15 protein-coding genes are annotated in these 12600 nt (G+C 39.6%); 8 read left to right on the forward strand and 7 right to left on the reverse strand.

The window, feature by feature from the left end; all coding sequences use genetic code 11:
- Nucleotides 1–9 precede the first annotated feature (9 nt).
- The 4 genes from CEQ83_RS10560 to CEQ83_RS10575 all read left to right on the forward strand — a co-directional run bounded on the left by CEQ83_RS10560 (nt 10) and on the right by CEQ83_RS10575 (nt 2897).
- On the forward strand, nt 10–828 hold the full coding sequence (locus CEQ83_RS10560; RefSeq protein ID WP_205827060.1) for an AraC family transcriptional regulator: 819 nt from the start codon (nt 10–12) through the stop codon (nt 826–828).
- Between the two features lie 147 nt (nt 829–975).
- Entirely contained in the window at nt 976–1452 is a 477-nt protein-coding gene (locus CEQ83_RS10565) for a site-2 protease family protein (protein ID WP_028413498.1), read from the forward strand.
- Between the two features lie 158 nt (nt 1453–1610).
- A complete protein-coding gene (locus tag CEQ83_RS10570) occupies nt 1611–2093 on the forward strand; it encodes a GNAT family N-acetyltransferase (protein ID WP_098112555.1) in 483 nt (160 codons plus the stop codon).
- 18 nt (nt 2094–2111) lie between these two features.
- On the forward strand, nt 2112–2897 hold the full coding sequence (locus CEQ83_RS10575) for an ABC transporter ATP-binding protein (protein ID WP_028413496.1): 786 nt from the start codon (nt 2112–2114) through the stop codon (nt 2895–2897).
- Between the two features lies 1 nt (nt 2898).
- Here CEQ83_RS10575 and CEQ83_RS10580 read toward each other — a convergent pair whose 3' ends face one another.
- From CEQ83_RS10580 to CEQ83_RS10590, 3 genes are all read right to left on the reverse strand, one after another.
- The gene (locus tag CEQ83_RS10580) at nt 2899–3093 is read right to left on the reverse strand and encodes a hypothetical protein (RefSeq protein ID WP_013056879.1); all 195 of its coding nucleotides are present in this window, start codon (nt 3091–3093) and stop codon (nt 2899–2901) included.
- Between the two features lie 101 nt (nt 3094–3194).
- Nucleotides 3195–3737, reverse strand: coding sequence for a GNAT family N-acetyltransferase (locus CEQ83_RS10585; protein ID WP_028413495.1), 543 nt, complete (start codon nt 3735–3737; stop codon nt 3195–3197).
- Between the two features lie 346 nt (nt 3738–4083).
- Nucleotides 4084–5961, reverse strand: coding sequence for a terpene cyclase/mutase family protein (locus tag CEQ83_RS10590; RefSeq protein WP_098112556.1), 1878 nt, complete (start codon nt 5959–5961; stop codon nt 4084–4086).
- 142 nt (nt 5962–6103) lie between these two features.
- Here CEQ83_RS10590 and CEQ83_RS10595 point away from each other — a divergent pair, with 142 nt between their 5' ends.
- The 3 genes from CEQ83_RS10595 to CEQ83_RS10605 all read left to right on the forward strand — a co-directional run bounded on the left by CEQ83_RS10595 (nt 6104) and on the right by CEQ83_RS10605 (nt 9050).
- Complete coding sequence (locus CEQ83_RS10595; protein ID WP_155017228.1) at nt 6104–7144, forward strand: C45 family autoproteolytic acyltransferase/hydrolase; 1041 nt, start codon at nt 6104–6106, stop codon at nt 7142–7144.
- 11 nt (nt 7145–7155) lie between these two features.
- Complete coding sequence (locus CEQ83_RS10600; RefSeq protein WP_028413492.1) at nt 7156–8658, forward strand: bifunctional ADP-dependent NAD(P)H-hydrate dehydratase/NAD(P)H-hydrate epimerase; 1503 nt, start codon at nt 7156–7158, stop codon at nt 8656–8658.
- 113 nt (nt 8659–8771) lie between these two features.
- On the forward strand, nt 8772–9050 hold the full coding sequence (locus CEQ83_RS10605) for a hypothetical protein (protein WP_223260155.1): 279 nt from the start codon (nt 8772–8774) through the stop codon (nt 9048–9050).
- Between the two features lie 67 nt (nt 9051–9117).
- On the opposite strand, the gene CEQ83_RS10610 is transcribed toward CEQ83_RS10605, so the two are convergent.
- The gene (locus tag CEQ83_RS10610; protein WP_228123051.1) at nt 9118–9783 is read right to left on the reverse strand and encodes a hypothetical protein; all 666 of its coding nucleotides are present in this window, start codon (nt 9781–9783) and stop codon (nt 9118–9120) included.
- Nucleotides 9784–9946: 163 nt separating this feature from the next.
- Nucleotides 9947–10720, reverse strand: a complete 774-nt coding sequence (locus CEQ83_RS10615) for a sulfite exporter TauE/SafE family protein (protein ID WP_013056888.1) — start codon at nt 10718–10720, stop codon at nt 9947–9949.
- A gap of 126 nt (nt 10721–10846) precedes the next feature.
- Here CEQ83_RS10615 and CEQ83_RS10620 point away from each other — a divergent pair, with 126 nt between their 5' ends.
- Nucleotides 10847–11614: a TrmB family transcriptional regulator gene (locus CEQ83_RS10620; protein WP_028413490.1), complete on the forward strand. Its 768-nt coding sequence runs from the start codon at nt 10847–10849 to the stop codon at nt 11612–11614.
- 79 nt (nt 11615–11693) lie between these two features.
- Here CEQ83_RS10620 and CEQ83_RS10625 read toward each other — a convergent pair whose 3' ends face one another.
- Complete coding sequence (locus CEQ83_RS10625; protein WP_033578872.1) at nt 11694–11906, reverse strand: hypothetical protein; 213 nt, start codon at nt 11904–11906, stop codon at nt 11694–11696.
- A gap of 66 nt (nt 11907–11972) precedes the next feature.
- Nucleotides 11973–12599, reverse strand: coding sequence for an FMN-dependent NADH-azoreductase (locus tag CEQ83_RS10630; RefSeq protein ID WP_028413489.1), 627 nt, complete (start codon nt 12597–12599; stop codon nt 11973–11975).
- Nucleotide 12600 lies beyond the last annotated feature (1 nt).

Raw genomic sequence — 12600 nt, forward strand, 5'->3', positions numbered from 1 at the left:
GTGGACCGTATGTACTTTCCGGCTCTTTCAGATGAAGATATGAAACTCCCATTCTATGTTACAAGCGCTGGAAGTTGGAGACATCAAACGCATATTAAACGTCAGGGAGAGTTTCCTGATTATCAATGGATTCAATGTATAAAAGGAAGAGGCGAGCTTCGTGTAAATGACGAGGTTTATATTATAAAAGAAAATGAAGGGATGTTTCTGACGCCGCATGTTCCGCACGAATACTACCCCATTACGAGCGAATGGCAAGTATGCTGGGTTTCTTTTAATGGAAGTGTAATTGATGATATCATGCTTTCTCTTCAATTTATTAATTCCGGAAAAATCGTCCTTACACATGCTGAAAGCCTTTATAGGATGCTGCAAGAGATAATGAATTTGTTAGAAGAAAATCATACCTCTAGCACCATGAAGTGCTCTGAACTACTATATAGCGTCATTTTGAAACTTCGCCAAGACAGCGTATATATAGAAAGCAAAAGTCGCTTGCAGCAAATTACTCAGCTAAACCCAGTCCTTCGCTATATTGAGGAATATTATCATCAGCCGTTAACGCTAGAAGTACTGGCGAAGCAGCTCAACGTAACGGAGCAGTATACGTGTTTGCTTTTTCAACAATCTCTTGGTATCCGGCCGTTTGAATACGTAACGCGCGTCCGAATTCAAAAAGCAAAGAAACTGCTGCTTAAAAACAACCAAATCTCTGTACAAGATATAGCAAGACAAGTAGGGTATGAACATCCAAGCTATTTTATCAAGCGCTTCAAAGAACAAGAAAACGTGACTCCAACTGTTTTTCGGAAAATGTATTTTTCATAAGTTACATACATTGGGTTTTATCTAGGTTATAAGAAATGATGTGGATGCTAGTTATTTCGTATGAGTTTTAAAAAAAGAATTTAAATGTAGTTTTAAGTAAAAACGGGGAGGAAAAGTAGAGAGAAGAAACAAAAAGGAGGGATAAACGTGTTTGGGTTAAATGATCTTCCAAAGTTTGTGTGGTCATTCTGTCTTGTATTGCCACTTGTATCATTTGTTCATCAGCTGGGGCATTCCGTCATGGCAATTATTTTCGGAGGGAAGGTCGATTTTACTATTGGGCGGGGGAAAACGATTCTTAAAATGGGGAAGTTTAAAATTAAGTCAGTCTATTTTCTAGACTCGTTTTGTAAATATGAAAATCTTAAGAACGACAGTCGCTTTTCCCATGCAGTGGTGTATGCGGGCGGTGTACTGTTTAATTTACTTACTATTTTTATAATAAATGGATTAATTATGGCTAATATTCTGCCTGAAGATATATTTTGCTATCAATTTGTTTATTTTTCAGTCTATTATGTTATTTTTTCACTGCTGCCAATTCAATATACAGAAACATCTGCAAGTGATGGACGTGCTATATATAACGTATTACGGTACGGGAAAACGTGTGATCCAGATTAAAGGGCTGTGTGTAGCAGCCTTTTTTGGTGCCTTTTTTCTGTTTCATTTAAATAAAAAAAGGAAAACTTTACGAAAAGAAAATAGTAGCGGATAATAAAGATAGTAGATGTTGGAATGGAAGAAAGGAGAGGATTTATACGATTATTGAGACAGAGCGAATGACGCTGCGAGCTATGGCTGAAAGCGATGCAGGCAATTTAATGAAAATATTTGAAGATGCTGAAGCAATGAAGTATTATTCTTCTACTAAAAATGAACAAGACACATATCGCTGGATTCAATGGATGAAGCAGCATTATCAAACATATGGCATTAGCATGTGGATCGCTGAGGATAAACAGAATCGAGAGTTTCTAGGGCAGTGCGGCATGGTTCTTCAAAAAGTAGACGGCAAGGTAGACCCGGAGCTTGGCTATTTATTTTTACGCAGCCGCTGGGGAAAAGGCTATGCGAGTGAAGCAGCAAAAGCTTGTTTAGATTATGGCCTTCATACGCTGAAATTTCAGAAGATTATATCATTAATTGATCCGGCCAATTATCCATCGATTAAAGTGGCTGAAAGAATTGGCATGAAAAAAGAAAAGCAAGTTAACAAATGGGATAAATCATTATTCTTTTATAGTATATATAATGAAAAATGAGAGTAAAGGAGTGTTAGCATGATCAACATTAACAACGTTTCGGTAAAACGAGCAGAAAAAGAAATTTTAAAAAGCGTGTCGTGGTCAGTGGAAAAAGGGGAACATTGGTGTTTGCTTGGGTTAAATGGTTCCGGAAAAACGACGCTTTTAAATATCATCAACGGATATATCTGGCCTACAAAAGGGGAAGTAGAAGTTCTTTCAAGGAAATTTGGAGAAACAAATCTGTCTGAGCTCAGAAAAGAAATTGGATGGGTAAGCTCTTCGCTTCAACAGCGGTTTCGAGATGACGATACGGTTGTAGAAATGATTTTAAGCGGAAAATTTGCATCTATTGGGTTATATGAACAAGTGGAGCAAAAAGATATGAACCAAGCCATAGAATTAATGAAGCTGCTAAATTGCGAAGATTTACAAAATCAGGCCTACGGAACACTTTCTCAAGGAGAGCGCCAGCGAGTGCTAATTGCTCGAGCTCTTATGGCTTCACCAAAGCTTTTAATACTTGATGAGCCATGTACAGGTCTAGATATAATGGCCCGAGAACAGCTTCTTCAGCTGATTGCAAAAATGGCAGAGCAGCCAAATGCTCCTACGCTTATTTATGTTACTCACCATGTAGAAGAAATTTTGCCTTGCTTTACCCATACGCTTTGTATGCGCCAAGGAGAAGTGTTTTCTTCTGGAAAAACGAAAGACCAGCTCACTGAGCCGCATCTTTCTAAATTTTTTAATCACTCCGTAGAGATTCAGCAGCAGAAGGAACGCACTTGGCTGTCATTAAAAGAACCGGTAAAAAGCTGAGCTAGCGTCGAGAAACCTTCTTACATACCATGGGAAAAAGAGCGCTGCTTGCAATGGAAACAAGCTCATTGTGGAGATAATGTTTACATGCTACATAAATAGTGGTGCTGCAAATAATATCAATGAGTAAAAAAGCAGCAATGTCATGTTTATCAATGGTTACAAATACAAAAGAAGAGGAATCATAAGCTGTCATCGTTGGCTCCTTTGGTTATATCGTTATGTTACTTTATTCACAAAAGGCTTGGGCTATACGAACTTTTAAAGAAGTACGATGATGACAGCTGATTCTCTCCTCTAAAGCTGATAATACTCTTGTTCGAGTATACTCATGATAATATCTGTCTGAAATGCTTCTTCAATAAAAGCACCTTCACGCTCTATTCCTTCTTTTACAAAACCGCATTTTTCATAACAAGCAATGGCTCTATGGTTGTATTCGAGCACTCGTAAATCGACTCTGTGCAAGTGAAGGTGTTCAAATGCGTAGGCCAGCACCAATTTTGTAACTTCAGTGCCGAGCCCTTGATTCCAAACGGAAGAATCGAATAAACCAATAGCATATCGTGCGCGCCGGTCGTACTCGTTAACGGTCAGCCGGGCTTCTCCAACAAACTGCTGCTGATATTCAACACACCAATTCAGCTTTTGAGACTTTATGTACTCGACGTGCCGCTTGGCATCTTGTAATGTAAGAGGTTTTAAGTTTCGGGTATCGCCTCCGTACATACGAATAAGCTCTTTTGTTTGCTTGCACGCTAGATAGTCATGTACATCGCTGTCTTTTGGTTTTCTTAGTATCACGTTTTTTCCTTTTAAAAGTGGTGAAACATTATTCATTTGATGCATCCTTTCTTTCCCAACATTAAAAAGGTATTCCACTTGTCTCCTAAAAAAACCTGCTTTTATGTACAAAAAGAGGCTGGAATAAAAGGATTTTAGACAAAGTGAAAAACGAACCATTGATCAAGATGTTTGATTCGTGGTTCGTTTTTTTGTTAGGGTAAACATAGGTTTCATGTGTGTAAGTCTTTCTAGCAGTTGATTGGAGGGCAAGGCGAAGACTCCCGCGGAAAGCGAAGCCTTGCACGGAAATCAACTGCCGTGTCACAAGCGATCCATAGGAGCTCATGTATCCTATATGTTCGTCTTTAGATTGGATTCATTTCGTCATGTCTCAACCCCTTTATGAAGAATGTTTTTTTGCGTAGTGGGCAAGTGCAAGAAGAGGAAAAATATCATTGTAGCTGTGGTACTGAATATAAAATTGTCCAGGAAGACCAATTCCCGTGGGATAATGAATTTGCTGTTCTGTAAGATTTGGATTCAGTAAAAATTTAATTCCTTTTTCAACTGCTCGATCTTTTAATGGACATATTGTCATTAAAGCATCGAGAGCCCAAGCCGTTTGAGAAGGAGTGCTAAACGATAGTGGCACATATTTTTTTAAAGAAGCGCTATAGCATGATTCTCCGAATCCGCCGTCTTCTTGTTGAATGCTTTTGAGCCAATTGATGGCTTTGATGATACGCGGATCAGAAGCGGAAATTCCTACAGCACGGAGTCCAGTAATAGCGGCCCACGTTCCGTAAATGTAGCAAACACCCCACCGGCCGTACCAGCTTCCGTTATCCAATTGATGATCAAACAGCCATTTTACTGCAGCTTTAATCGAAGGGTGGGATTTATTCATACCGGCAAAGTTTCCGAGGCACTCAAGCACTCGACCGGTTAAATCGGCAGTAGCCGGATCCGTTGCTGCGTCTTTTGCGTTTTCAAGCGGCAGATAAGTAAATAAAATAGAATCGGTATTTTTTTCAAATGCAGCAAAACCCCCGTCTTTGTTTTGCATGGACAACAGCCAGTTAATGCCCCTTTGCCAAGACTCCAAATAATCTGTATCGGTTTGCGCTCTTCTAGAAAGAGCTCTAATAGCAGCAGACGTATCGTCTAAGTCAGGGTTATTCGTATTAATATCGGAGAATCCCCAGCCTCCAGGCGCTGTATTTGGGTTATGAAACTGCCAGTCTCCAAGCTTTGTATGCTGTCTTTTCTTTAAGTAACGAGTTGTGCCTTTAATCATGGGATCTTGCTGCGGTACACCTGCTTCTTGTAGAGCGTAAGATAGCAGGGCGGTATCCCAAACGGTTGACGTGGAGTTTTCTACGTGCGTGTGACCGCTGCATGTACTAAGTAGTGAACAAATACCGTCAATTGCTTTTTGAACCACAAACGAATCTTTTTTATAGCCAAGAGCCAAAAGACCGTAAATCATAAAAAAAGTAGAGGTTGCGTAGCTGTAGAGTGTTCCATCTTTTTCAAGTCTTTCTAGCATGTAACGCTCGGCTGCTTGATAACCAAGCTTGTGGATGTAAGAAGGTAAAGAAGCCAGCTGTTTTAAATGGTCGACTAAAAAAATAGAAGCGCGTGATTCTTGAGCAGCTTCATCCGCTTCCTGTTTCTGCTCTCTTACATCTAAATGAGAAAGAGAAGGTGTATGCCTAGAAGTAAGTGAAAATTTTTTGTTTCCAGCTACCATCATCGGGACGAAGTGAATTCTGGCATAGGTGCTTAGTTCATAAAAGTTAAGCGGTACATAGGTAGGCACGAGCAAAAGAGAAAGCGGGAGGTAAAATAGCTTTGGCCACTCGTATAAGCCGTTAACACAAAGCATCCATCTTGTGAGAAAATGAGCGCGAGAAATGCCTCCTGAATCTATAATATATCTTTCTGCTTTTCGCAAAATCCGGTCATTTTTTTGGTAATAGCCTGAATATAAAAGAGCTGTATAAGCTTGAATAGTAGCGGATAAGTTGTGTTCTTCATCATCAAACAACGTCCAAAGACCATCTTCATTTTGAAGGGAAACGATCCGTTCGGTTAATTGTTTAATCAACACTTCTTTATCTAAATCAAAGGTGCGAAGAAGCATAATTAAAAACGCATCAGGCATAACGCCTGTTTCAAAACAGTAGCGAAATGACCCGTCATTTTTTTGTGTTGGGCGCAGATAGGCGATTCTTCGCTGAATCTCTAGCTGAACTTCCTTTAGCAATATGATCACCTCTTATGATAATGCTTTTCAATCTTTCGACCTGTTTCTTTATAACTGTATTCAAAGGAAGAGCGTTCTATGAGAGGAGAAAGTTGCAAAGAATAGAGCGCTTGCTGCACAATAAAGGTACTGGAAAATTGGAGTGATAGAAGTGAAAGAAATACAGGTAGAAGTTATTCAAGGGCGAGGCTCTTACCGAGAGCTTGGTAAAATGCAAGGGGAATCACATAAAGGAACAAAGCTGTTTGAAAATCATCAAAAAAGAAGAAAACGTTCATTACGAAGCTATCAAACGATAGCAAAAGAAGCTCGTCATTATTACGACTTATTTGCTCCCGGACTGTGGGACGAGCTATTGGGCTTAGCAGAAGGCTTAGATTGGCCTCTTGAAGACGTCATACATGAGTACAGCGGGTATCAGCAAGAGTGGAAGAAAACGGGATGTTCTGCTCTTATGCAGCACGGTGTGTATGTGCGGAATTACGATTATCATCCGAAAACGTACGAAGGTCGATTTTTGCTTTTTCAGCCAAATGAAGGATATGCAAGCGTCGGGTTTGGAACAAGAATGATTGGGCGAATGGATGGAATGAACGAAAAAGGATTAGCAATTGGCTATCATTTTGTTAATCGCCGCCGTCAAACGAACGGATTTATTTGCTGTACGCTTGCTCGGTTTATTTTAGAAACATGTGAAACGACAGAAGAGGCTGTTGCTATTTTAGAAAGGGCACCGCACCGTCATGCGTTTAATTATTCCATTTACGACCGCAGCGGACAGGGAGCAGTAGTCGAAGCATCTGGACGAGGCGTTCATGTACAAAGAGGAACGATGATGGGGTGTACGAACCATTTTAATCAGCTGGTCGAAGAAAATCGTCATCATTTGGTAGAGTCAAAGGAAAGGCTCGATCATATTCGAGATCATATTGAAAAAAAGCTATCGCCTCTTGAAGCTTTTTCTTTATTTAATGAAGGTGAATACGGTATTTTTAAAGAAGATTACCGGAATTCTGCTGGAACGCTTCATACAGTGGCATATGTACCGGAGACGCTGCAAGTCATTGTGGGAATTGGACGAAAAGCAAAACCTCTTATTTTCTCGTTTGAGGATTGGGTGAAAGGAGAACAATTAACTATAACGAAAATAAAAGGAACGGTAAATACAGACGAACCATTTCCGTTTCAGTAAGGAGCAGCATAATGAGAATTGTAACGAATCAAGAGATGTATCAAGTAGATGATTATATGACGAATACAATTGGGATGAGTGAAGAGTCCCTTATGGAAAATGCCGGACAGGCTGCTGCAAACGCGCTGAGTGAGCGAATCGAAAAATATGAAAAAATAGGGCTGCTTATAGGAACGGGAAACAACGGAGGAGACGGCTTTGTTATTGCCCGTGCTTTGAAGTCAAAAGGCTATGAAGTTGACGTCTGGGTAGTTCCTGCACGGGAGAAAATAAAAGGCGCAGCTAAAAAAGCCATGATCATCTATGAAAATGCTGAATTCGCGTGGCAATCGGCGGGAGACAACTTCTCTGTAAAAAAGTATACGGTCCTTATTGATTGTTTATTAGGTATAGGCGTAAAAGGCAGCATCAAATCTCCTTATGATAACATTATAAAAAAAATAAACGACTCTAAGGCTTACATATACAGCATCGATGTCCCAAGTGGAGTAATGGAACAGAAGCAAGAGCTTACGGTACGTGCAGATGCTACGATTACGCTTCAGCAGCCAAAGATCACGGCATTTACATACCCGAGCAAAGAAAGCTATGGTGAATTGATTGTAGTAGATATCGGTATCCCACCGCTAGCAATTGGAAAAAGCTCATCCCTTAAAGAGGTATGGTCAACTCAGCATATTAAACAATCTTTTCCCATTCGGAATGCTTCGTCCAATAAAGGTACACATGGAAAAGGAATCGTAATAGGAGGTTCACTTCAAACACCCGGAGCGCCGATGCTAACGTCAAAAGCAGCACTCACAAGCGGAGCAGGGCTCTTAACGCTTGCGCTTCCGAATGATATTCATGCGATTGCAGCTGCTCACATGTTAGAAGTGATGTATAAGCCATGCCCAAGCAAAGATGGCTTTTTTGCAGGCGAGATTCCTTTAGAAGAAGCAAAGTACGATGCAATTGCAGTTGGACCAGGGCTTGGGAGAACGGAAGAAACAAAGAAAGTTGTCGAACAAGTACTTCAACAGCCCGTTTCTGTTGTAATCGACGCAGATGCTCTTTTTCATCTGCCGGATTTGATGAAAGAAGTAAAAGAAAGAGAACACGCAACGATTTTAACACCTCATCCCGGAGAAATGGCTAGACTCGTGGATACAACAATCGCAGAAGTAGAAGCAAATCGATTTTCGATATCTAGCCAATACGCAGTGGAAAATGGTGTGTATCTTGTATTAAAAGGCCCAAACACGATCGTTACAACGCCGGATGGAAAACAATACGTAAATACCACTGGAAACGCAGGACTTGCAAAAGGTGGAACGGGTGACACGTTAACCGGAATCATCCTCGCTTTTATTATGCAGCATGATTCTCTTCAAGAAGCAATCAGCAATGCGGTATATGTTCATGGAAAAGCAGCGGATGTGCTGCTCGATCAGGGGCATACAATGATAGATATGTTAGCAAGTGACGTTATTTCTGCACTTCCGGCAGTCTTCGGGCAGCTGAATGAGAAGTGATTTCTTCTGGATTATTAAAATTTGTTGACAAAATCCTTCAAAAAGTTGTCAAAACTCTGTGTAAATGATAACGTTATTTTACGTAAGATTTTACATAGAAAGAAAGTGATGTTGTGTACTACTCAATGAGACCAAGAGGCATTCATTTAGCTGTGCCTACACTTTTCTTCCTTATTACAGTCGTGTTATTTGCGATGATGCAGTTTGGTTTTTATTTGGATTCCAGCATTCTTCGTAAAATTTGGGTCATCATTATGGCTTTATTGCCCATTGCTGGACTAATCACGGCTATTAAAGGTAGAAGAGGAAGCGCAAAGCCGTGGTTAATTATAGGAAACGTGATTCTTATTTTAACCGTTACAATAATGAGCGTACAGGCTATTATTTATTAAACAAAAAAACGTGTTCGCCAAACAGGCGGACACGTTTTTATTAGGAAGAAGAAAAGAGCTGTTTCGCTTATTCTTGCATCGCGGCATTTATTCCTTCTTTTCTAACTTCTAGCATATGAGTAGCTTTTTTATCAATACCTTTAGCTGTATCGGAAGAAATGACGCCTACGCTGCTTAAGTCATAGGCAAGACTTGTAACAAGCAGCTGCTCTCTTTGTGCGAGTGTGCCGTATGTAAGTGCAGCAGTTTTAGCTTGAATGCCACTCATATTTAATTCATCAGTAGAAGAAGCTGCTTCTTTTTTTGCGGCTATTGCTTCTTGATAAAGAGAATCATATCCTCCAAACCCTACTTGGGCAATTAGAAAGTTATAAATGTCATCGGCCGATTTTTTCGAAGGCTGAGAAAAAGCTCTTTGAAATTTATTGCGCGGTAAAAAGTTTAGTGCCGTCTGTCTTCCGTCTTCATAAATTTTTTCTTGTATTTCTTTAGTAGCTTTTTCGTCATTTTTTTTCTGTGCTGCATCTAGCTGTTTGCGATATTTTTGAATAATGACTCCGTCCTGCTGATTGTTTCCCTCTTTGAAAGTAGCTGCGGCTTGTGGAACATCTGACGTTGCTAGCGTCTCAGCGGCGTTCTCTGAAGAAGAAAAGACCGTATTTTTGACAAAAATAAGTGCAAAGATCAGCAAAATAAACCATAAAAACCTAAATTTCTTAAACAAAACGTTCACCTCTGTATAATATTTCTAATTATGTAAAACAACATCGATCAGTATACAACAATTTTAGTGTCTTTTTACACATTTACCTAAAAATAAGAAAATAGTAAGAGGTGGTTTTATTAATCTAATAGATATATAAGTTTATTGTTATAGTTCTAAAGAAACCATTGATCTATTTGTACTGATTTACATAGTCGAATATGTTTTTGCTAATAAGGCTTAAAGTGACAAGAATAAAAAGCGTTCGGACGTACGTCACGCCTTTTGATAAAGCGACGTTTGATCCAACGAAAGAACCCACGATCATCGCAAACCCCATAATTAATCCGTAAGAAAATACAACAGAATCAAAATACAGAAATACAAGCAAAGCACCTAAATTACTGCCGAAATTTAAAAATTTTGCGCTGCCTGCTGACTGCAGGAAATCAAATCCCATAAATAAAAAAGCAAATAAAATAAATGAACCTGTGCCTGCTCCTAAAAATCCATCGTAAAAGCCAATAATAAAAATAAGTGCAGTAAAGAAAATAAGTTTCTTAATAGACAGCGGCTTATACGTGGACGTGGTGCCCCAGTTTTTTTTGAAGATTGTATAAATAGCAACTAAAACAAGGAGAATCAAAATAACAGGTTTCAAAAAAGCAGAGGATAGAAAATGAACGGTGATTGAACCTCCCAAAGAGCCAATAAATACAAAAGGAAACCATTTACCCACAACGCGAAAATCGACTTTTCCGGATTTGACAAATCGAATGGTACTCGTTAATACGCCCATCGTTCCAGCTAATTTATTTGTAGCTAAGGCAGCAGCGGGCGGCAGGCCTAAAAATAAAAGAGCGGGTGTAGAAATTAAACCGCCTCCGCCCACTACGGAGTCAATGAATGCAGCTAAAAAACCAAAGAGTAAAAGCAAAAGAACAATCTGTAAACTTAATTCTTCCATAAAGCACCTTCCTCATGTCATAATATATATATAGTGACTACTTAAATAGTAACTATATAAAAAGCAGTTGTAAATATGTAAATGATGAAAATTTCAAATAACTTAAAAAACAGGGAGGTTTCCTTTATGGAAAATATTATTCAGCAGCTGCAGTCGCTTGGATTTAATCAGTATGAATCAAAAGTATACGTGACGCTTGTCAAAAAAGGATCTTCCACTGCTTATAGCATTAGTAAACATTCAGGTGTGCCAAGAGCGCGTGTATACGATATTTTACAAACACTAGAGGAAAAAGGCATGGTGTTAAAAGAAGAGAGTAATGATGGCACCCAGTACACGTCGCTGCCCGTCGATGCTTTTTTGCATTCGCTGCAGAAAAAATGGAACGAAACGTATGAAGACGTTAGCGAAACGCTTAAACGTCTTGAAGCTGCAGAGTCTATAGAAGAAAGCCGGGTTATGACGATGAGAGGAGAAACAGCCATTCTTGCTTTTTGTGAGTCGCTATTGTTAAAAGCAAAAAATAAAATTGTCATCTCGCTTTGGCCTGATATTTATAATGAGTTGAAGCTTCTTTTATTACAGCTAAGGGAGAGTGTCACACTAAAAGGAATTGTGTTTGAACAAGATGAAGCGATGGAGGAATTTGACCGGCACCGCCATACAAGCTATACCGAAAATATTGGGAATCAAAACTGGTTTATTATATCTGTTGACAGCAGTGAAATGATTTATGGTCATAAAGAAATGGCTTACTATACCAATAACGGAGTTAACATTAATTTACTTGAAAACTATATTTGGCATGATATCCTCGTTAACAGACTTGTAGAAAAAAGTGATCGAGAAATGGACAGGTGGATCGAAAGGGAAAGAGAAAGCTTTTTTGCGTAGAAAAGAGACTTAGACATAACGAAATCACTTCCATCGAAAGACGAACAAACGGGATAAATGATCTAGTATGAATGGCTTGTTACATCGCAGTTAATTTCCGTGCAAGGCTTCGCTTTCCGCGGGCGGACGATGAGCCTCCTCGTCGCTTACGCGCCTGTGGGTTCTCATCTGTTCCGCTTTTCCCGCAGGAGTCTTCGCCTTGCCCTCCAATTAACTGCTGGAAGCAGCCACCATGCATGAAAGCTACGTTCACTTTACCAACAGAAAAATCCGAACAAAGTTGATGCTCCATTAAGAGTCTCAAGTCCTCGTTCGGATCTTCCTTCAATCAAAATATTTTTGTTACAGCCTCTTTATATTAAAAAGTTTGGGCAAGTTTTTTTGCTTCAGCTATTCCTTTTTCTTTAATTTCTTGGGCTTTATCTGGCATTGCATTATGCCCTTCCACAAAAATGCCGTCTAACGAAGGTACTCCGAAGAAATTCATCATAATTCCAATATAGCGATGCCCCATTTCCATATCAGCTGCAGGACCTTCAGAATAAATGCCTCCGCGTGCTTGAATATGAAGCGCTTTTTTATCTGTTAATAGTCCAACCGGACCTTCGGCCGTGTATTTAAATGACTTACCCGCTACGGCTACAGAGTCTAAATAAGCTTTCATAACCGGTGGAAACGAAAAGTTCCACATAGGCGTTACAAAAACATATTTGTCCGCTCCTACAAACTGTTCGCTCAATTCTGCAAGGCGATTGACCTTTTCCTGTTCATGAGAAGAGAGTTCCGAGCCAGACTGAAGTTTGCCCCAGCCGCTAAATACATCTGCATCAATATGAGGGATATTTTCTTTATAAAGGTCAATATGTACAACTTCGTCACTTGAATTGTGCTCTTTGTAAGCATCGATAAATGCTTTTCCAGTTGCCATACTGAATGATTGAGACTCATCGTGAGGATGAGCTGTAATATAAAGTACTTTTGCCACG

Source organism: Priestia megaterium (assembly GCF_009497655.1).
GTDB classification, from domain to species: domain Bacteria; phylum Bacillota; class Bacilli; order Bacillales; family Bacillaceae_H; genus Priestia; species Priestia zanthoxyli.